The sequence below is a fragment of the Duganella sp. HH101 genome (assembly GCF_001758795.1).
Lineage (GTDB): Bacteria > Pseudomonadota > Gammaproteobacteria > Burkholderiales > Burkholderiaceae_D > Rugamonas > Rugamonas rivuli.
In genome coordinates this window covers 210,515-231,191 of record NZ_LRON01000003.1, presented here as the reverse complement: position 1 = coordinate 231,191, position 20,677 = coordinate 210,515, and the positions used below count along the sequence as shown (strand labels likewise).

The 20,677-nt window shown below is 54.2% G+C and carries 14 protein-coding genes; 7 read left to right on the top strand and 7 right to left on the bottom strand.

All coding sequences use genetic code 11. From position 1 onward, the window contains the following. Window positions 1–6: 6 nt before the first annotated feature. Entirely contained in the window at window positions 7–2,049 is a 2,043-nt protein-coding gene (locus DUGA2_RS06170; protein ID WP_229214605.1) for a hypothetical protein, read from the top strand. Window positions 2,050–2,314: 265 nt separating this feature from the next. Further along, on the top strand, window positions 2,315–3,241 hold the full coding sequence (locus tag DUGA2_RS33350) for a hypothetical protein (RefSeq protein ID WP_070267969.1): 927 nt from the start codon (window positions 2,315–2,317) through the stop codon (window positions 3,239–3,241). A 190-nt stretch (window positions 3,242–3,431) separates the two neighbouring features. On the opposite strand, the gene DUGA2_RS06160 is transcribed toward DUGA2_RS33350, so the two are convergent. From DUGA2_RS06160 to DUGA2_RS06130, 7 genes are all read right to left on the bottom strand, one after another. Continuing rightward, window positions 3,432–4,559: a DUF3800 domain-containing protein gene (locus tag DUGA2_RS06160; RefSeq protein ID WP_070267967.1), complete on the bottom strand. Its 1,128-nt coding sequence runs from the start codon at window positions 4,557–4,559 to the stop codon at window positions 3,432–3,434. Window positions 4,560–4,666: 107 nt separating this feature from the next. Beyond that, a complete protein-coding gene (locus DUGA2_RS06155) occupies window positions 4,667–5,422 on the bottom strand; it encodes an HNH endonuclease (RefSeq protein ID WP_070267965.1) in 756 nt (251 codons plus the stop codon). After that, a complete protein-coding gene (locus tag DUGA2_RS06150) occupies window positions 5,422–6,813 on the bottom strand; it encodes an ATP-binding protein (protein WP_083296229.1) in 1,392 nt (463 codons plus the stop codon). Before DUGA2_RS06150 ends, DUGA2_RS06155 begins: the two co-directional genes overlap by 1 nt. A 142-nt stretch (window positions 6,814–6,955) precedes the next feature. Then, a complete protein-coding gene (locus DUGA2_RS06145; RefSeq protein ID WP_070267962.1) occupies window positions 6,956–11,467 on the bottom strand; it encodes a hypothetical protein in 4,512 nt (1,503 codons plus the stop codon). A 90-nt stretch (window positions 11,468–11,557) separates the two neighbouring features. Next, window positions 11,558–12,592, bottom strand: coding sequence for an AAA family ATPase (locus tag DUGA2_RS06140; protein ID WP_070267961.1), 1,035 nt, complete (start codon window positions 12,590–12,592; stop codon window positions 11,558–11,560). Continuing rightward, window positions 12,577–14,145: an ATP-dependent endonuclease gene (locus DUGA2_RS06135; RefSeq protein ID WP_070267959.1), complete on the bottom strand. Its 1,569-nt coding sequence runs from the start codon at window positions 14,143–14,145 to the stop codon at window positions 12,577–12,579. Before DUGA2_RS06135 ends, DUGA2_RS06140 begins: the two co-directional genes overlap by 16 nt. A 162-nt stretch (window positions 14,146–14,307) precedes the next feature. Next, entirely contained in the window at window positions 14,308–15,375 is a 1,068-nt protein-coding gene (locus tag DUGA2_RS06130) for a hypothetical protein (RefSeq protein WP_141753201.1), read from the bottom strand. A gap of 147 nt (window positions 15,376–15,522) precedes the next feature. Between DUGA2_RS06130 and DUGA2_RS06125 the strand changes: the two genes are divergently transcribed. From DUGA2_RS06125 to DUGA2_RS32495, 5 genes are all read left to right on the top strand, one after another. Continuing rightward, a complete protein-coding gene (locus DUGA2_RS06125; protein WP_070267955.1) occupies window positions 15,523–15,750 on the top strand; it encodes a hypothetical protein in 228 nt (75 codons plus the stop codon). A gap of 121 nt (window positions 15,751–15,871) precedes the next feature. Then, entirely contained in the window at window positions 15,872–16,987 is a 1,116-nt protein-coding gene (locus DUGA2_RS06120; protein WP_070267954.1) for a hypothetical protein, read from the top strand. 131 nt (window positions 16,988–17,118) lie between these two features. Beyond that, window positions 17,119–18,153: a hypothetical protein gene (locus DUGA2_RS06115; RefSeq protein ID WP_210402535.1), complete on the top strand. Its 1,035-nt coding sequence runs from the start codon at window positions 17,119–17,121 to the stop codon at window positions 18,151–18,153. A gap of 127 nt (window positions 18,154–18,280) precedes the next feature. Then, window positions 18,281–19,135, top strand: a complete 855-nt coding sequence (locus DUGA2_RS06110) for a hypothetical protein (RefSeq protein ID WP_070267952.1) — start codon at window positions 18,281–18,283, stop codon at window positions 19,133–19,135. Window positions 19,136–19,294: 159 nt separating this feature from the next. After that, complete coding sequence (locus tag DUGA2_RS32495; RefSeq protein WP_210402534.1) at window positions 19,295–20,557, top strand: YiiX/YebB-like N1pC/P60 family cysteine hydrolase; 1,263 nt, start codon at window positions 19,295–19,297, stop codon at window positions 20,555–20,557. Window positions 20,558–20,677: the final 120 nt, after the last annotated feature.

Genomic DNA, 20,677 nt, shown 5'->3' with positions numbered 1-20,677 from the left:
TCAGACATGGCCGACGAAACCCCCAAAGTGCGCAGTCTCGCAGACAAAGGGCTGTGCGACGTCTACGTGCTGATGACGAATGCAGGCGTGTCGGGTAAGCAGGACGCGCATATTAAATCGGTGCTGATGAGCGCGGGAGTCAAGCATGTCTTGATATACGGGGCTACTTGGATAGAGGACCAGATCAAAACAAACACGAGGCTTCGGATGCTCGTGCCCCGTTTATACGGACTTGGAGACCTGAGCCAGATCCTCGATGAACGCGCCTACGCACAGGCACGTGCCGTTCTCGAGTCGCTGCGAGAAGACTTGGCCAAGGTCGTCATCACGGACTCCTATCGCAAGGCAGTCAGCGCCTTGGACGAGCACAGTTTCGTACTGCTGATCGGCGAACCGGCGGCAGGGAAGACGACCATCGCCTCGATGTTGGCAATGGCAGCCGCCGACAAGTGGAAGTCATCGGTGCTCAAGCTCGCCGATCCGGCAAAGGTCGTCGAGCACTGGAACGTGGACGAACCGTCGCAGTTTTTCTGGATCGACGACGCGTTCGGCGTGACGCAGTACGAGTCAGATCTCGCGCACGGATGGAACCACTCGCTAGCGCAGGTAAGGGCGATGTTACATAAAGGGGCTAAGATCGTCATGACCTCGCGGGACTACATCTACAAGCGTGCTCGCCAGGACCTAAAGGAAAGCGCCTTTCCTCTCCTCAGCGAAAGCCAAGTCGTGATCGACCTCCACGACCTGTCCACCTTCGAAAGGGAACAGATCCTGTACAACCATCTGAAGTTGGGAAAACAGCCGCCCTCGTTTCGTGCGAAGATCGAGGACCATCTGGAATACGTGGCGGCACATGCGCGCTTTATCCCGGAAACGGCACGCCGTATCGCTGATCCTCTATTTACTAAGGGGCTTTATCTCAGCGAGTACCACCTGGGCCAGTTCGTGGAAAAGCGCGAGCAGCACCTGCTCGAAGTGATTCAGAGCCTGGACGCGAGCAGCAAGGCCGCGCTCGGCTTGGTCTACATGAGAAAAGACAACCTCGAAAGTCCCATTACTTTGGAAGACTCGGAGCGGTTGGCGCTGGAAATGCTCGGCAGCACGTTTGGGGACTGCATCGCGGCGCTCAATGCGCTAAATGGGAGTCTAGTGACCCAACTACAGGTTGACGACGAGTACGTTTGGCGTTTCAAGCATCCGACCATAGGCGACGCCTATGCGATGACACTAGCGTTCAGCTCGGATCTGCTCGGGATTTTCTTGAGCGGTAGTTCTGTGGAAAATCTTATTTCGCAGGTTACCTGCGGCAACGTCGATCTGGAGAAAGCGGTCGTCGTCCCGAAATCTCTTTTTCCAGCGATGCGCGCGCGCCTTCTCGAGTTCACAGCCAGCGACAAGTACAAAGTGCAGTGGGTGTCCTTGTGGGGAGCTAAAAGGGCGCTATATCAGTTTCTTGCGAACCGCTGTTCTAAGGACTTCCTCGCATTCTACCTTGAGCGGGATCTAGACATTACGAAGCGGGTATCGAAGCCAGGCCTTAGCCTCAGCGTAGTTGCTGAGGTCGAGCTGGCCGTGCGGCTACACGATTTCGGCCTCTTGCCCGAGGCGAGCCGCAAGGAGTTCGTCGAGACGGTTAGTAACTACGCGATTGAAGGTGAAGACATGCACGCCTTGGGCGATGTGGGCATACGCAGCGTTTTCACCGACAGCGAATTCGATCGCCTCTTGGAGACAGTGCGTACCGACCTTCTGCCGAAGCTAGCGGACGTGCGGCTTAAGGTGCAGCGCAGTCATGATCCCGAGGTTTCTCCTGACGAGCACATGCAGGATATGCTTGAATCGCTCCGCACGCTCCGGAAGCGATTCGAGGAAGATGAAAACGCGGCCAAGGTCATTGAAAGGGAGGTCGACCTTGCCAACGAGTGGATCGCCGAGACCGAGCCACCGGAGCCGAAAGTTAGTGCCCGGACTTTTGGAACCGTGGAACCCTCTGAGAAAAAGCACGGTACGAGAAGCATCTTTGACGACATCGCCGACGATGCTACCTAACGCCGCTGCCACGCTAGTTGGCGCTCTCCATATGCTCTACAACTGCTCAAACCAAGCAAAGGCACCAACGGCCCGAAGGCTAGCATTCCGCTAGTTAGGAAACTCCTTGCAAAATTCACTGGGACGCGAGATATTCCCTGGTGGAAATAATTTCCACGCAAGCGAAACCCGAAAAATTCCCGACGTATTGCAGTTGACACATATCAACAACCCGCCGCCGAACAGGCAGGGTAGACCACGAACCATCACGAAGGACTATTAGAAATTGGATACCGCACGCAACAAGAACACCTACGAGCTAGTCGAGGCGGAAGAGCTTTGGAGCATGACCGCGGTCGATAGCGAAGCCTATATCTGCCGCGGCTGCCCCACGCAGGTATTCCCCGCGTCCTATGACAAGTCGCGCAACAAGAAGCGCCCCTATTTCACGCTGGGACCTACCAATAAGCATATCGAATGCGACATAGATGGCCAAGAAAAGGTCGTCAAACGAGGCAAGAAGGAACGTGTTGGCACGCCCGAAGGATTCCCACTCCCGTTCCCAAACAAATTGACTCTGACGGACGAGCGTCCTACCCAGGCAGACCTAAACGGCTTGCCGGCCGGAATGGCAGAAGGCTCTCCGCGCAGCCGAGGTGGAAATGACGGTGAAGGACGTAGAAGGCACCATGGGCATACCGTAAAGACCATACGTTCGATGTGCCGTACCTTCATCAATTTCCCGAAGGACCGCGAATTCCTGCCCCTTGAGATCCCGGGCGTTCCTGGCGACACATACGCGCGGGTTTTCTCGTACTTGAGCGGCAGCAAAAAGCAGGTAGTGCTCGAATCCCCGACGCGCCTGTTTTACGCCGCCATCCGATGGACCGTGGATCCGGTCATCTCGCAAGCCCACTGCGACCTCACCCTTCACGCAGGGGAATGGGATCAAGAAAAGGGCGTGCACAAGCTCCTGTCCAGGCTCCGTGTGAACTGGTCGGACTGGAGCCAATCGCGTCGGGACACGCTGATTCGGGAATTCGAAACTACGCGCGAGGAGGCGCGCGAGGACGCCAAGGAAAACAAGTTGGCCAAAGGCTGGATCTTTTTCGTCGGCACCCAAGACGCCTCTGATTCAAGCCTCTTCCATGCCGATAACCGCCGACTAATCTGCTGCCTTTCCGGGGAAATTATATGGCCGTCCAAGAAGTAGCCTTCGGCTCGGCTAGCGCCAAAAAGAAGGCGCGGTAGCCTTACCGTCCGGGAGCCGTTTCCAAGAACATGGGTGCTGCTTGGCTCATGGCTCGATTGCCTGCCGACATCCTAGCCCATATGGCGCCCTCTGCGACATGGATCATGGTGCTGGCCAGGCATCCTCCTGTCCAGCACGACGACGCAAGTCGTCAGGCTGCAAGCAAGTGAGGCGGTGGCTCTCTCCCGAACAGGAAGGAGTCGCTCTTCCAGTCACTGTCCATGGTGGTAATGCGGTGCAGCAGGACGTTGCTGGCCTTGTCAGATATATCGATCAGCTGCGCAAGCAGCTCCAGATTGGCTGCTTGCATCCTCGTCAACTCCTTTCGCTTGCGCAGTAGCACCGGCAGCGGCGTCTGCTCGACGAAGGTGAAGTACTTTCCCAAAAAGCCCACGACGACGTCGGAAAGCTGTATTTCTCCCACTTTCTTCGAATCGACGAACGAGAAGGAAACTTCCCGGTTCCCATCTACTATTCTGATGCCGCCTATCGCCGCTTGGACGGTGGGTTCTTCGTCAAAGAAGTGCGTTGAGTTTCTGAAGTTGCAGATCCGGTGCAAGTAGAAATCCTCGAATCCCTCAATTAGGTAGTCCCGCTTTTTGTTTGCCAGGAAAGCCAGCTCCTGCGTCGATTGAGCGCGCAGCAGCATTTCGTTCAGCATTTCGGTCGCGGGGAATACGTGAACGGGCCAATGACTCTGTATGAACTGCCTTACTTCCGAGATGAAATGGCCAGCAGTGCCTTTCGTTAGGTCGGGATATCCGTAACGCCTCAGCATCGCAAGGAATGGTTGAAGGCCACTAAGGACGATGCGGTGCAACTCATTCTTCATTTCACGATGGAACGGAAGGAATTCGTTGAACCTCTCGTCGGCGACGACGGACTCCACGATGTCGAGTATCGACCAGTTCAGGATGTTGAGGTTATCGTAATGGATCCCGATGTCGCGCTCTAGCAGCCAGTGAAGCGTCTGCCCGAGCTTTCTCGAATCAAGGACCCGCTCGAAGCTCCCCTTGGCAACGAGGTCAAACTTAATTTCCTCCGCCGACTTCTGAATCCAGAGCACGCGTCGCAGCTCTTCAATGTCACCGATGTTCTGCCCCGGTCTCAGTACAATGCCGCCAAGCACGAAGTTGTCGTGCTTTGTTACGTTGAGACCCCTCTCGGTCAGGAGGAGTTTCCGGATGTTGTTGGTCTCATCATAGTACAGAGTGAACTCTTGATCGTTCCCGTATTGCCTTGGGTCTTCGGGCGCCAAGTCGCTAACATCGAAATCCATCGGTGATCCTTCTCGTACATGACCGTTTAGGGCGCCGGTGCTACCTTCGTCACGAATGTAGAACTCGCCTTAGTTCTTGAATCGCTTTGCCCTATGTCACCGGGTTTCTAAGGCCCGCTCGTAGCTACGGCAATCGTCTGAATGGCCGCGTGCGCGGCCCTTATAGCTGCCTCGGCCTTGGCTGGACTCCCTCCGCTCCCCATCATTTTCGATAGCAAGGGCGACAACTCCACGCATAGGGCGTCGAGTCCGACATCGCCTGCCATCTCGACTGCGCGAGGAAGCGCGGCGGCGAAGCCGTCAGAGGACTCGACGAGCATGCGGCGATTCGCGCGCTCGATCCCGCTTAGGAGAGCTAGCTTGCATTTCCCTATTACTGCGTCACCCTCCGGAGAACCGCCCTTCGCTTCGTAGACCCAAGCGTCATGGATCAATATGTGGTCGGAGTAATCGTGAAAGTGAGGATGGACCCAGAGGAACGTAGCAGCGGAGGTTGGATAGCGGCTGTTCGGTGGCAACTGCGCGCGCAAGACCGCCTTTTGGCCTTTTCCGTTGTTGCAGTCCTTGCACGACAAAGCCAAGTTTTTCAGGACGAACGTGAAATGCGCGTACGCTCCGCCGGCTGCCTTGCTTACCACGTGCTCGATTTCAACCGGCCCCTTGTCGAACCTGAGCGGACGCCTGCAGTAGCAACAGCGATCGCGCTGAAGCCTCCTCAGTTCTGTTTTCAGGTGCTCCTTCAGCCAACCGAAAGAGGAGTGGTTCCAAGCGAAGCCCCACTTGGCGATGCCATTCCTGAGTTTCGTGGCCTGTGCTGCCGTCAGGCTCAGCGCCGTGATCTTCTCGAATTTTGGATCTATCATTATTCGGCGGTTTTTGTATCCGGGTCATCCGAGAGAACGACCGATCGCAGGGTGGCAATTACGCTGCGTGCGACGTCTTCTTCAGGAAGGAACTTGGCGAATTCCGCTAGCTCGCGTACCAATTTCACAAGCGTAGGATTTCTCCTGTCTCCTTTTGCGAAAAGCTTCAGAGCTCGGTCCATTTCCGTCACGAAGAGCTGGCTGCGCGTCGAGCGGAGGCCGAATACTTTTTCAAGGATGTCGTCCGTCGTCCATCCGAACGGGCCGGCAGCCAGTTCTTTGGCTACTACGTTGCCGAACCTGGTCCGACCGAGCCGGATCACCTCTGCTTGGTCGGGGGGCAAGGACGACGCGACTAAAGGAGAATGTGTCGCAACGATCACGTGGACGCCGTCGCACGATGAAATCGCCTTCACGAACAGGTTCAGGTATTCTCGCTGCCACTGGGGGTGCAGGCTGTTTTCCGGTTCGTCAATCAGAATGAGAGTATCGTCTTCGACCGCGAGCGATACAAACAAGAGCGAGGAAAGGATATGCCATTGCCCGGAGCTGAACTCTGACAGGGAAAGCTGTCCGCCGGACTGCGTGAGCAAATAGGATTTGTCTAAAGATATGGCTCCGCATTCCAGAGCAAAGCCGAGCGCGGCGGCAGAGACCTTGCGCGAAAAGCCTGCCGATCCGATATCATCAAGGTCCAACGTGAGCCTGATTGTCTGTTTGGAGTTTAGTAGGTCAAGGCATTGCTCGCGTAGGGCGGCGTCGCCTTCCTCAAAGCGTCCGGCCTTCGCAGGCTCGGTGGACCGGAGGTGCTTTAGCAGGGACGCAGCGCTCCAAATCCCTTTAGTCTCTCCGTCCGTTCGCTTGAATTCGAAAAGACATCCTTTGGAAAATGGCAGAAGCTCGAAGGCTGACTTGAGTTCGCTAAGCCGATCTGGCACCCTGTCCAGATGTGCGATCAGGATACGGACAATCTCCAGAAGGCTCTGTGCTCGGCTGACGAGGTTGTTCTCGCTTCGCGGACCAATGTAGCGGTATATGTCTGTTCGGCCAGGTTTCCTTACTCGGCTAGTAAGCCGCGATGGGAACCTATCCGTGGCCACGCCCGACACGGCGATTATCTTCGTAGGGAGGACGCTGCGCTCTGAATTCCGGCTGCTCCAGTAAACTATCTCACCTTGCTTGCCCTCGAAAATGCGGCCGAGCTGGCGCACGCGCGCCACGGATGAGTAGCTTAGGTCGAGGATTGCGCGCAAGGATTGGCTCTTGCGGGTACCGTTTTCCCCGACAAGGATAGAGAAAAAATTGCCTCCCGTCGGATCTCGCTTTCCAAACTGGATTTTCAGGCCTGTACCTTGCTCTGGACCGGCTGCGGTCAATGTACGGATTCTCATATCGCTCAAGTTGATTGTTCAGCGGCAAAATGCCATAGGTTCCGAATAATATCCAACGCGCAGGACAAAGGCTACAGTGACCGTCCGCGAAACCTTCTATTCAAACTCAGTCGCGCGGGCGAGTATAGTGAAGGTCGTAAGCCTATTTCCCTTCTTTTTTTCTTGGACTTGTTCGCGATCCGCTATGAACTTCCCGGGCGGAGCCGTCGCGGTTCCATGTCTTGGTGGTAACATAGCTATCTTCGATCCATGCCAAGCCTTCGGCGCGGCGCCACGTTGCCGCAGCGTTGCTACCACCTGGCCAAGCATTGCGTTCCGCAACCAGGATCCACACGCAACTCAGCTCAGCTTCGCACCGCAGGCGCTCCAACGCGGTCTCCCTCAGAAGTACTACGTCATCTTCATTTGTCGACTTGCGCATCAAGATCGCCTCTCCATTGGAGTTGAGAATCGTGTCGTCTGCATTTGGTAACACGAGTAAGTCGAGCTTACTCGCTAACCATGGTGCAGGCAGGTACGATCGCGCACCGTCTGTAAGACTGAGATCGAGATGCGACTCCCATTTATACAGACAGATCGGGGATGCCAGGCGAGTGGTTGCTGGCAATCGAGCGCCTCTGTCCGACCACTGCGCCTGCGGTACAGTTTCTCGCCAAGGAATCTCGCCAAGGTACGGACCGTCTGTCAGATTAGGGACCTCCCAATGACTGACATTAATATTCTTGCTTTCCTGGATTGTCGCAACGAACTCCGCTAAGTGCGAATTTTCGACAAACACACTGAAGATGCGGCGAAATTCCTGCTGACGCATTCCATGTTCACCCTGCTTTTTGAGATATCTGTCTGTCCTGTGCGTGTGGTCGTAGAGGACAATCCATCTGCAGCCATCTGCGTCAACGCGTACTACATTATTGTTGAATTCCGCACAAGGAGCTGCTTGCCTTGGCCACGCGCTCAGCTCCTCCTCTGTGACCTCCTGAAGTGTAATATTCTTGCCGAACATCCAGTTGTCCTGTGCATGAGTAGGCGACTGCGGGGTGGGTGAAAGTACTGTAGGATCGATATCTCGGATAAGTCCCAAGTCAGTAGGGAAAGCGTAAGGCTGTAAAGTGCGGTCCTCCTGCGATCCGGACTCCAGACAAAACTCCGATGTTAAACCGCACAGCAGTTCACTTAGAGCGAGCCATTGATACTTCTTGCCCAGCCTTTCGATGATAGGCCGCTCGCTAATGGATGCAGAATGCCCCTCCACTTTGATGGCGGCCCCACCCAACTCAATAGCGCGCATCGCGACCCAAGCCTGACACTGTTTCACGTCAACACGCTCGGTCGGTTCCGAATAGCTGTCGGCAAGCCAGGGCGACGCGTTCTCACTGAAGCATTGAAATTCCTCTGGCGAGAGCAGGTCAATAAAATGCTGCAGTAAAACCTCTGCTCTATCGGTCTCGTGTTTCGATGGAGTCGCTCGCTCAAAAATGATTCCCCCAGCTCGGGTTACCAACTGCGGCATGCGCATCGCGCGCAGATGCTCGTGGAGTTCATAAAATGCGGCGATCCTATCTGTCCGGTCGGCCAGAACGGTTAATTTAAAATGCCTGAATGCCGATTCCTTGGTCGCGATGGGTAAATTCTTTAATGCGACATTAGTGATATCGTGTAAAGAAGGCTTTATCTCGTATGCGCCGAAGTCGCCGTAGTCCAGGCACGACGAAATAATGCGTTGCGCTTCGATGCTCAGGCTGGTTCTCGCCGCCGTCACGCTCAAATTTGGTGTGTCCGTCAGATTGATATACGACTCGGCATATGGGGGATTGCAAAGGCTTAATTCTCGATCCTCGAATACGATACCGCCATGGCTCGCCATTTCGATGATCGCTCGTGCATGATCTCTTAGCAGAAGACTCTTGCGGGGTGTAGAGGTGAAAACGGATTGAATGGCTGTCTCGGAATAGAGTTGAAGTCGTTCTATCGTCGGGGAATGAGTGCATGCGCCAAAGGCCGCTGCCCATAGGCGCTCGAGTACGTAGTTATCATCGACATTATTTAGCTTGTCGACTAGATAAGGCAGTAGATTCGTTTGCGCGAGCATCAGGTGCGATAGCGCTTTCGTCGCCATATCTCGAACGGGACGATTGGTTGATGTCAAGCACCATGCCAGCGCTAAAGCTGCGAGCTCTCGCGTCCGCGCGACTACCGACTTGGCCTCCGGACTTGCGCACCACCGGCACAGTACGTTTAGTCCATGACTATCGTCTTCGCGCTCGATCTCGTTGAGAGCGAGTGTCCACCTCAGATCTCGCTCTGGCATAGGAGTTACGTCAAGGCGAGCATGCATAGCCTCGGCATTCCAGGGATGATCAGTAATGGTCGCCAACTCAATGAGGAGTGAAGCAGCCCACCCTTCTTGCGCAATCCATTGTTCGAACAGTTCGGTAGTTCGCTCACTGAATGCTGTGGTCGCTCTCAGGCGAAGGCTGTCCACAAAGATCGGCTTCATCCCTGGAGAGTCCTTCCAGCAATTGAAGCCGCCAGGCATCACATCTATCAGTTCGCGCCCGTAGCGCTCTGGTATTTGAATAGCGAGAGCCCCAATAAGACCTGGGCCAACCATTGTCCATTGTTGCCGGTCGGCCAAGAATTGTAGCGAACCATCCGCTGCGAACGCCTCGTCGATTTCCTGGCTTTCCGCGAGCAGAGCTTCTGCCATCAGTTGGTCCTGGAATCGTTGAAATGAGAACCGCACGACATCGATACTTTCGGGTAGTGGGTCATCGAATTCTGCGACGAGCTCGGGGTCTGGGTCGAAGCGAACTAGACCGCTGCGATGGATCGCCTCCAACCAGGTTTGGTTATCGGGCTGCACGAAGGATGCGAAGGTTGCGCGTGCGATCCCGTCGGCATCATCTCGTGAAAGGTAATCACGCCGGTTGACTGCCATGGCGCGCGCGATCAATGTAAGTGCTGTTCGTGTCGACGTCACCAACGCGTCTGTACCATCATACGCTGGCGCGAGATGCCGGGCGACGCTGCCGATGTAGAATGCCAGAATTCTCTTGATGCCCACAAGCCCACGTGGGAACTCTTGCTTGCCCTCGCGTTGTAGAGCGACACAAACACTGCGCAAGAAAAGTGGATTCCGAAATTCCTCTGCCAGCCACGGTGAATTCGGTCGAGCGATTCCCTTCCGGTCCATGTAGACGCGGGCAGCTGCCTGCTGCTCCTCTGGCGATTCAAAGCCGCGAACTTCAAACTGTGAAAGTTTATCTGCGACTGTTTTCGGCAGCACATATGGCAAGTACTCCGACCGGCAACTGAGCGCGCACGCGATATTCGGGTACGGCCTGAAGGTCTCTAGAAAACTGGCAATTTGGTTTCGCCATAGACTTGCACCAGCTCCTTCGTTGAGCGCATCGACCAAAAAGAGCGCCCGCTTACCCGTCATCTCTGCAGCCGAGTCCAGCGCTTGCAGAAACTTCTCCGGCGTGCCATCGACGCCGAGTTGACTGAGGATCTGCGGCCAAATGGCGCTTGCGCGTAGATGTTGGCCTAGCACCAATACGACCGGCCGTCCCTCGTCCAGCGCGCGCTGGGCCTGGCCGGCAAGAAGATGTGACTTGCCGGAACCACCGCGGCCGGACAGTAGAATTGCCCGCTCCCTTTCGGCAATCATGATGCCGCTGGACCAAATTCTTTCGAGTCCAGCAATCTGGTTGACTAATTGCGCTAGGCCTTCCCTGACAGCTCGCGCGGTGTTGGGTGGGTTGGCTCCGCGTCTCGTTTCATCCCTGATTGAGGTCGCGAGCACAGATAAGCTTCCTTGTGCAAGCTTTGCAAGTTGCACCCAACTGCTTGCTTTCCAAGGTACCCAAGGTGGGGCATCTAGCTCGGACGCGACCGCCAGAACACGTGCAACATTGGCTCGTGCAAGGTCTGCAAAATCGCCCGTCGCCTGCTCAAGGTATCGGTGCGACAAGTCCTTGATGCGAACCAGTGGATGTCGAAAACGTTCCGTCGCCTTATCACTGCGGACCACCATATCGAACACCCGCTCGATATTCACTGGTACGTGATCTTCAGCGTGATAGCGTTCGTCTAAATTGGCGACCGCGCCTTTGATTCGCTCTGCGAGCCAGTCGGGCTCGATGGCCAGCTCGCCAAACCAGCGTGCCATCATACCCGCCATCGGCGGCAGACCCAGCATGTCGCGTAGTTCCCCCGCAGTCCAGAGCTCAAAGACGACTTCGTGGCCAAGCGCGCTCCTCGCTCGCGCTTCCCAGGCACTCTTGTGTTCGTCCCACTTTTCCCAGCCAGTCTTTCCTTTCCGCGCCGTTTTGTCTGTGAGGTCGCAAGCGAGCGCTATGACGAATGCGCTGAGCTTAGGGCGCAGCTTTAGAGCGGTCTGGACAGACTGGTCAATCGCGTTCCAGTTAACATCGCTGGAACGCAGATAGTACTTTGCTTGGTAGCCGACTTCACTACCATCCTCTAACACCCAGTAGGCTTCGATGCCGCCATCTCCCCCAGCACCGTGTATGCGCCTGAAATCGACAGCCTTGGACGGTTGACGGCGACGTGCCAGCTGGCACGTTAGCTCTTCAAATGCGTCGGCTTTGCCGCGGTCGGTCGGATGAATGTCGTCGAATCGAATAGGCATGTATATTTTCTTGTCTTATTGGTCAGGGCGGAATTTTTCCGTAATGCGCATAAAATGCCGAAAAACTTGGCCGTGTTGGCCCAGCTCGCGCTATGGCAACTTGAATTTCTTGTAAAGCTTCTCTGGAACGAGATACAGGTTCGCCCTGGTCCGCGAGCAGGCGACGTAGAACTTGTTCCTCGTGGTCGGCGTGAGCGCCTTCAGGGTGCCCGTCTTATATGCCTTCATGGTCTTGTCGTTCAGGACCACGCATACATCGGTGTAATGGTCATCGCCTTTCGAGCTTCCCCAGTTCTGCGAATAGCATCCGTACTTATCATGCTCCTTGTAGAAAAGTTTGACCGTTGTTCCATCCAAATACAACTCCTCCGCGCGTAGGGCCTCCTCGACGAGGGTCACATCGTGCTCGCCCATGCCGTGCGATTCGATGTCGATGCCCACGTTCTTCCGGATGAAGTCGCAGACGGTGGGCGGACACCGATGGCTTTTCTTCAACGTGTCGTCGTCGATGTCCAGTCCCATTGCCTTGAACCGTGCGCGATATTTGTGATAGTCATCGTGAAGGGTCCGGTTCGTCGCCCCGTCGCGGCTGGTATCAAACGTGTGCTGGTAGAAGTCGCCAACGAGCAAGACGCTTAGGGAGGAGGTCGCCAGCGTGGCCAGGAAGTTGAAATCGTGTCCAGCAAAATCTTGAACCTCGTCCACGCAGAGAACGTCGTAGTATTTCTCGATCCGCTCTATCGCTTCCGGAAGAGCACCCTGCGTTTCGAGCAGCTTCGCCAGCCGGCCTTTATACACTCTTCTCTTCGGGTCCAGGTAGTACCGCTCATCAGTCCGCACAAGCCTGGATGTCCAGTCCGGCGGTGGATACCAGTTCAGCCCCTTCGTCCTCATTCGCATGGCGAGGAGTGGACGGTAACAGAACGAATGGAGGAACGTAAAGTAGGTGAAGAGGCCGATGTTCCCGGGAAGGTATCCGAACTTCTCCACTATCTTCCGCCGGAGGTTGGCGAAGTTGTTGTCAGTGAAAGTAACAATGAGGAACCGCTTGTCCAGGCTGAGTCCGTCGACGAGCAGAGTAGTCTTCCCAGACCCTGCGACTGAGAATACTATGCTCTTACCCATTCGATGGCCTCTTGAATGTATTTCGGCGCGTTCAGTTCAGTAGCCTTCTTGTCCAGTAATTCGAACGCGACGTCCGCCTTGTTGGAGATCATGTAATCCTGCACGGTGAGCGTCCTGCGCCCGGCCTTGAAGAGCTCATCGCAGACCTCTGTATTATCCTGGTAGAAGCACACTTCAAAGGTATGGCGCCGATCGTCCGGATCGGAAAAGACCTTGATATGGTCGGCCAAGTGTCCTGCATAGCCGTCGATGCAGTTCTTCTGGTACTCCCCGTCGTTGTCGCGCACGACGGCGGTCCTGATCTTCAGTATTTTCGCCAGCTCTAGATACCGCTTGAAGCTGGTACCCCCGACGGAGATGACGTGGACGTCGTCGGCCTCCGGTGTACCGCCGGGAACGACTTTCCTGTACAGCGCTTCGATGAGTATGAATTCGGCGTCGCCCTCAACGAGGATCACCTTTTTGGAAAGGATGAATTCGAGGATATTGTTGTCCGGTGCTTTCATGAAAAAGTTCGCGGTGTCTTCAGCCAGTGTACCGAGCACGAGCGGGGAGGCACCGTTGCTGTTTAGCATAATCGTGCTTCTGAGGTCCAGCCGTGTGCATATGAGGTTGTTGTGTGTCGCGATGAATATCTGCTTCGTCTTGGAGCTCTCTATGCGCTTGATCAGCTTCTTTGTGTTGACGTGGCTCAGGTGGTTCTCGGGTTCCTCCAAGAGTAGCGAGTCGATCCTGTCGATACCATCATTCTTCCGGAGCGCGAATTCGGTCTTTATCAGACACTGCTTTCCCTTACCTTTGTTGTCGATTGGGATCCCATCCTCGGTTATGACGAGGTCAGTTTCCAGGTTTGATTTCGAATTGTTTCGGACGGAGAACTTGTATTCTTCCAGCTTGTCGTTGAGCTCGTTGAGGATGAGATCACGGAAGTTCCCCTTGTGCTTGCGATACTCGTTCTGGTACTTGTATTTCTGAAGCGTGTCGGCGTTCGCGCTGTATATGGACTTCGTATACTCCCTCGTGGCGTACTCGTTATTGATTTGCGAACTGTCTATCACCAGGTGTCTGACGAATCGGCTGTATCCAGAATACGCTTGGTCGGAGAACGTGGAGAATCTGATCGCGTAGTACTCGTAGGGGAAGTTGTCACCCTCCTGCGCGAGTATGGTCAAGATCTCCCTTTCATACTCCTGTATGGGCTCGCACGTCAGCCGCAGCCCGTCGCAGTTGGTCGCCTTTGAGTTACATTTTCCGAAAAGGTCCGGGTTGTTTTGCTCATTGAGGAAAACTTCGACGTACATGACAGGGAGGTCATCGAACTTCTTTTTACCTGTAAGGAACCGCTCGACGCACCGCGTATTCAGGAGGGACTCGATCCCGAGCGTCTCTACCTTCCCCTTGCTGCCGCTCAGGACGAGATCCAACGCGAGGAGAACCGAGCTTTTACCAGCCTCGTTGTCGCCGATTAATATGTTCATCTTTTCGTTGAAGTCGATCTCGAAATGCTCAAATTTCTTGAAATTGGAGAGGCGGATTTTCTTTACGGTTTTCATTGGGAATCCGTGGTTTTAGGTTGTGCTGGGGATGTGTCGTTTGCGCTAGGAAATCGCGTTCCTGTTTAGGTGGTTGGCCGGTGAGTTCAATACTTTCGAGGCGTTGGGGGATGCGCCGGCGCGGACTTGGCGATAGAACGATGATGCGTGTGAATGCCATTCCTATTGAGTCCAGCGCATCGTCGTGTCCCGTAGGGTGGAATGGCTCTCTGCTTTTGGCGCCGGGTTGTACAGGTTTTCCCATTCTTGGGCCGCAAGATGCCACCTATCGACAAGCCTCCGAGCTTCGGGGTCACCGGCGAGAATTGCCCTTGCCGAGCCAACAGTCCGGGAGTAGCTCTTTATGAAATGCGTCATGATTTGGAGGCCGAAGCCGAGGTTGACCTCCGCTAGCATCCGCTGGGCCGCAAGATCGCGCGCCTGCGCGCCTTGCATGGCGCTGATATAGCTGGAATGGCTGTATCCGCAGCAATGGCTGTACATGTTGTCGAAATAGGTTCTGTGGAATCCGGCAGAAACGGCGATGTCGCCCCAGTTGGTTCCTGTCTTCCAGTCGCCGTCAAGAAGCCTACGCTGCTGTTTCGTCGGATATGCCACGAAGTTCGGACTCGCCTCGATTTCGGCGCGCAGACGGCCGATTTCCAGCCTGTCGCCTGCTAACTGCGTATCGAACTCCGACCCAGAAGCCAGAGTCTTGAGCTTCTGGCGGTCGAGCAATCCGCCGAGATACCACGTGTTGTGGCGGAATTTAGACTTTGGCGGATCGTTTTCGCCGTAAACGTAAAAGTAGACGAGGAACGTCTCCATCGCCGCTCTCGTGATGACCTGGACCGACGAGTGGTCGATGTAAAGAACTGCCGGTACACCGGGCGGGCGGTCCTCGCGTGGCTCGCACAGCGACTTTATTGAAATAAGGTGGCGGAAGAGTTTGCGGCATAGCCATTGAGCCTCGCCCTGCCATTCGTCGCCTGGCGCGATTTTCTCTCCAGAACGTGATTGGACCAGCTGATAGAAAAGCGTGAGCAGCTCTGAGTAAGGCTGTTCATAGTTCGGTTTTGTCACACTGCGCCTTTCAAATGAATTTTGACGCCACCAAGGTTCCTGCTGGGTGTGAAAATACTTTTTTCCGCTCGCAACACATTTTTGTTTGTGATGCAACAACTGTCTACTTTTTAACAAATGTATTTTTAAATAATAATAGTTTATAGTCGTGCTGTAACGCAATAACAATTACGATGCTGAGTATGGCGAAATGCTGAAATATTTTGATTTTCCACTGGGGTTGTGCGCTGTTCATTCTGTAATTGGAAAAAATGAGCGACGAACTGCTCTTAACGCGAGAGCGGTAACTTTCAACTTAAAGAATGGGTCGACAAGATGCGAAAGCTAACTGACGAAGAAGATGAGGCATTTTCCAGCTTGGCGGAAATGGACCCTGAAGCTGCGGAGCGGATGGCTGATGCTTGGCGTTCGATGTCCGACGAGGGAAGGAAGCGGTTCGTGCGATTGTCCGAACGGGTCGCAGCTTTGCCTAAGGAATTGGAATTGACGACCGAGCAGCTACAAGCAATGGCCGATAACGATACAGACTATCCGTTCAATTGATTAATGGTGTTATGCAAATTCCGGAGATGGCCATCAGAAAAACTCAGCGCTAGTTTATGTAGCCTGCAGTAGCTCGTGTAACTATATCTCATAATTATCACCATACCTGATCGGTCGAACGATGAATTGTCAGAGCACTTCCACCCCCGATATTTCCACGAACGTTATTGCGTCGATTCCGGGTATCGCGAACAACTTAACTATCGAACAAACAAATTTTTTGGATGCGCTTTGGAATTTCTTTAGCGAGACCGGCTCATCGTTCCCGAAGCGGAATCTACTAGGTATCTTGGGCAAGCGGTCGTTCAATGACGTCATTGCAGGAATGGCGTCAGGGCTGATTGTAGAGCAATTCGAATCGGGCGAAAAAAGATATTCGCTGACGCTGCGGGGTGCGCTGTCGTCATCGAAAGGTGTCGCCTTGGTAGAGCTTTTCATACGCCTATTGGATCTGGTCAAAGCGCTGCACGAAGAGGATAGCGAAGTACGGCAAATCGACTCTGTTCTGATAGGCAGGAGACTTTTCTTATCAAGCGACGAAGCCGCACGACTTGCCGCAATCATGCGCATCACAAGTTTGCCGGGTGTGCCCTTCTATTTTTCAGGTCAATTGGAAGATCGGAGTAGATGGTTCCTTACAATTACAGAGGACGTAGTTGACCTTTTTAATGCATCGAACAGTAGGGAATTTTTATTTGAAAAGCTTAGAATGACTGCGATGCTGATCGAACCGCATCATGCCTGGTCATCAGTATTTTCTGGGCAACCTATGGAGTTATTGTGGAAAGGGGTGGACGCATCTGGCTCGGCGCAGGATCGCCGTGACGGTGACTTTGTAGCGGTGGAGCGCTTAGACGCTTTGCGAAAAATTGAGCATGCAGAGTTTGACTGCACACGCTTGGTTTGTCTCTGCGAAGAGTTGAACGTCTGTGCTGAGGCCCGTTGTGCGCATGCCGTCATATTGCTGACTAGGGCAATACTTGACCATATCCCGCCCGTATTCGGTTTAAACACGTTTGCAGAGGTTGCCTCCAACTACGGAGGAAAGTCATTCAAAGCTTCTGCTGATCGTCTGGAGAAGCATGCGCGGAAAGTGGCTGATCGGATGCTCCATCAAATGATTCGTGATCGTGAGGTTGCCCCCGAAATGAAGGAAGTGGCGTACCCACAGGAGTTGGAGACGGTTCTATCAGAGGTGTGCAGAATACTCAAGACGAACGTTTTGGCGAGCAAGTGAACGTCGCCGGCGCGAGCAAAGCCTGCACCAGATAATCGGCTGGAACAAGGTCGCATGAGGCCATCTGGAAGAGATTCAAGGAAAATTCTTTGTCTGGACCAGACAGGGCGTTTTAATGGTAGGACAATCACATGAACATGAAAAACGATCAAATACAGACTCTGAACTACTGCGCTCATGCGATCGAGGATTTGCGTGAGACTGCGGCAATGCTTCAGCGTGCGATGCCGCAATCCGCGAACGTGCTTTATCGACTGATCGCCATGCTGCAAAGCAGCGTGAAATTCATCCTCCCAAACTGTTGCAACCTGGTCGAACCGGACGAAGTGCGCCAAGCGCATATCGATTTGATGCGTTTGCCGTTCCCTTGCGTGGCGTTCGAGGCGCCGTGGGACAAAGGCCAGGAGGGACCTGAATATATTGGCGAATTCAAGCAGTCGGTCATGACGAAGCGCATCGCTCTGTGCTGGGACGCGCGCCAGTTTGAGCCCATGCCGGGACTTAACAGCCTGCTCGACGCCTTCAAAGACGGTGGCGTCTTCGTGCTGCCTATCTATTGGGGGCCAGAACACAAGAAGTGGACGGTGGCGCTTGGTGGCGCATTTGTTCCGTATGGCAGTGAACTGGATCGTGTGGATCTAGACACCGCACTGCCGGCGACGAAGATCGCCAACGCTGCGAAGATCGCGGCAGGCCACGCGCATGCGAAATCGATGCAATTTCGTTCTGAACCGTTTCCGATCTTGCCTGAGTTTTACGAGAACGCGATTGCCACCTATGGCAGTCGCGATAAGGCGGACGCGCAAATTCTCGTTGACGCGCACGATGAGGTCATGGTGCTGATTCAAGCCTGCAGTGTGATCAACTGCGCTAACGTGACGACATCAGATATCGATGCGCCGATTGTGCTCAACAAGAAGCGCGAGGCCAGCGGCAAACAGCCGTTCTTTTCGTACAAGGTGCTGGAACTGGCAGAGGAACGCAAAGCGCATGGTGGAAACGGAGCTGGCGGCCATCATGCGAGCCCCCGCATGCACCTGCGGCGCGGCCACCTGCGTCAGCTTGAACGCAAGGTTGTATGGGTGCGACCGGCGATGATCAATGCCGAGTCGCCGCGCGGCGTGGTGTACAAGGACTACAGTGTCGTCCCGCCTCGGTCTGAATAAGCAGTAGGGCCGTGCTGTCCCTGACGGTTCAGCTTCTGCGGTATCCGGCGCAAGATCGCCTGGAACAAGTCGCGCCCCCGAACTCGCCAGTGGACTTCTAAGTCCCATACAAAAGGGAAGAGTAGCAATGAATCAGATTGGATTTGACAAGAAATTCACCCTTCTCGCCCAAGAAGCACACCTTACGAAGAACACCATCCTTTCAGGTTTTGATCTCCTCCTGAAAGCCAATTTCTTCCAGGACAAGGACGGCTATTTCTACTCGTCCTTTTTTCACATCTCCATTGGCATGGAACGCCTTCTAAAGCTGGCTGTCGTCACTCACTACATGCTGACGAACAACTATTCCACACCGACGATCAAACAGCTAAAGAATCAGTTTGGGCATGACGTGAAGACCTTGTACGGCGAATGTGTAAAGCTCATGCCGACCTACCACTCCAAGCGAATCAAGCAACCAACCCTGGAGCCAGAGGACGAGGCTTTGATTGACTTCTTCACCGAGTACGCCACGAACTCCCGCTACTTCAATCTGAACGAGGTGTGTGAGGCCAAGTTGAGTCTCAGCCCGTTGGACAAGTGGCTGGAGATCGCTCGTACCGTATATGAGCGACACACACCGCACCAAGTCAGGCAAAAGTGTGCAATGGATCTTCTCTACAGCATGGACAGGACAGGACAGCTTAACGGCTTCACCATCCACTTGGACGAGTCAGGCCACCCCATGATGGTCTTTGACTGCTTGCACCGCCAGTATGTGATCGAGAAAAGTGCCCCGCTGATCATCTGGCGATTGGTGGAGGCCCTTCGCCCAATCCACCTACTGCTGGAGGCCATGGCTCACAAGGCAAGCGAGTACGAAAATAGTCAAGCCATAGCGACCATGGTCATTCCTCATTACGAGGACTTCTTCTACTTTCTTTTGGCCGACAAGACCACCATAAAACGGCGCAAGAGGTGGCTGGAGATTTTCAATAGCTAAAATGCTTTGTGCGGGGAGCAGCAATGAAAGCACCTTTCAAACCGCGAAATACGGTCACCCTAAAAATGAAAATATCACGGATGAAACAGAAGACGACGATTACAATCTGTTTGCCTGATGAGATACTGCGCCGAACTGTTGCTTAATACGGGCTATGAGATGAATAATTCGAAACTGCGGCCTCGCGTGTTTGTCGCCAACCTCATTCAGCCGGGCGATATCGTGATGACGACGACGCCTGAACTGGTTAGTCAAGCTATTCGTATAGTCACCGGTGCGGACATATCTCATGCCATGATTTGCATCGCTAAGTCGAGTGTGATTGATTCCACTGGCGACGGCGTTCACGCGCGCAATCTTGAGCGGCTAATTCTTGAGCCAGGTTGTGCTGGTCATGTGCTTCGGCCCGTAAAGCCGTTGACGACTGACCAATTGCGCTCCGTCGTCGCTTTCGCTAGAGCTGCGGTTGGTACTCGATACTCCATGGCGAGCGCCGCCCAGAGTGTATTGGCTGGTTTATTTGCTGGCCGCAGACAGTTCTGCTCACGTTTAGTCGCTCAAGCCTATCGTAATGCCGGCGCCAGCCTAGTGCCGGATGCTGACTTTTGCCACCCCGGAGAATTGCTGAAGAGCGCTGCGCTTGTTGAGGTGCCTAATGTGCTTAGGGATCTCAGTCCAGAAGAGGAGGCTGACCGGCGTGAGGATCTTGATACTGTTCAGGCCATGCGTGACTCAACTAATGCCTTGCTTCGGGAGGCCCGCAAACTATCCTCAGGGATTGAGTCGCTCAACGATATTGATGCCTATTTGATTGAGCATTCGGAGGGAGACGCTCACCTTGTACAGGCTCTGCGATCTTCGAGATACCTGGAATTGTGGCGAGATGAATTTGAACGGAATTCTTGGCAATACCACGTCGCATTAATGGAAGGACACGATGGCTCGGAAAAGCGCAAACGGAGGTACTGCGAAGAGCTACTGGTAGACGATAAATTGTGTCAAAACCGTTTTGTCCTGAACCACGCGGGTTACGTGACCATTAATACGTTGCACCCTCGTCAGTACTTCGGCCTCAAAATAGAGCTGTATGACCTCTTGACGCAGTTTCATGCTCGTCGCATTACGGCGGCAACAGCTTGGCTCGTGCGTAGGGGACTAGTTGAGTCCGTACCGCGCGAGCTACTCCGCCCCCACACGCCTGAGTGGTTTGCTTCGCTGCGCGAATGGAACCCCAAGCAGGCTGCAATATCGGAAGCCGCCATCAAGGCAACGGGAAATACAGATGTGTGTTCTGTCTGTGCGGATGATCCTACTCTAGACTACGCCATGGTACACATGCCGGCGGCTGGACCTGGGACGCTTCGGCTTTGCATCGACTGTTTTCATATCCGTTCCGTCGAAGATCCAATGAAACCTTTTTAGCCACGCTATTCTTCGACTTTCCGCTTGAGATGGGAATCAGTGTCCTCTTTGATGAGATACTCGATGGAAATTAGCTGAAGAGAGCCGCATGGCTAAAGGAATATCGACCGCCCCCAACGG

What these genes read in the sequence shown, in the direction of transcription:
- DUGA2_RS06145 (WP_070267962.1), bottom strand. Translation starts at nt 11,467, where the DNA reads ATGCCTATTCGATTCGACGACATTCATCCGACCGACCGCGGCAAAGCC.
- DUGA2_RS06125 (WP_070267955.1), top strand. Translation starts at nt 15,523, where the DNA reads ATGCGAAAGCTAACTGACGAAGAAGATGAGGCATTTTCCAGCTTGGCG.
- DUGA2_RS06120 (WP_070267954.1), top strand. Translation starts at nt 15,872, where the DNA reads ATGAATTGTCAGAGCACTTCCACCCCCGATATTTCCACGAACGTTATT.
- DUGA2_RS06160 (WP_070267967.1), bottom strand. Translation starts at nt 4,559, where the DNA reads ATGGATTTCGATGTTAGCGACTTGGCGCCCGAAGACCCAAGGCAATAC.
- DUGA2_RS06110 (WP_070267952.1), top strand. Translation starts at nt 18,281, where the DNA reads ATGAATCAGATTGGATTTGACAAGAAATTCACCCTTCTCGCCCAAGAA.
- DUGA2_RS06155 (WP_070267965.1), bottom strand. Translation starts at nt 5,422, where the DNA reads ATGATAGATCCAAAATTCGAGAAGATCACGGCGCTGAGCCTGACGGCA.
- DUGA2_RS32495 (WP_210402534.1), top strand. Translation starts at nt 19,295, where the DNA reads ATGAATAATTCGAAACTGCGGCCTCGCGTGTTTGTCGCCAACCTCATT.
- DUGA2_RS06150 (WP_083296229.1), bottom strand. Translation starts at nt 6,813, where the DNA reads ATGAGAATCCGTACATTGACCGCAGCCGGTCCAGAGCAAGGTACAGGC.
- DUGA2_RS06140 (WP_070267961.1), bottom strand. Translation starts at nt 12,592, where the DNA reads ATGGGTAAGAGCATAGTATTCTCAGTCGCAGGGTCTGGGAAGACTACT.
- DUGA2_RS06135 (WP_070267959.1), bottom strand. Translation starts at nt 14,145, where the DNA reads ATGAAAACCGTAAAGAAAATCCGCCTCTCCAATTTCAAGAAATTTGAG.
- DUGA2_RS06170 (WP_229214605.1), top strand. Translation starts at nt 7, where the DNA reads ATGGCCGACGAAACCCCCAAAGTGCGCAGTCTCGCAGACAAAGGGCTG.
- DUGA2_RS06115 (WP_210402535.1), top strand. Translation starts at nt 17,119, where the DNA reads ATGAACATGAAAAACGATCAAATACAGACTCTGAACTACTGCGCTCAT.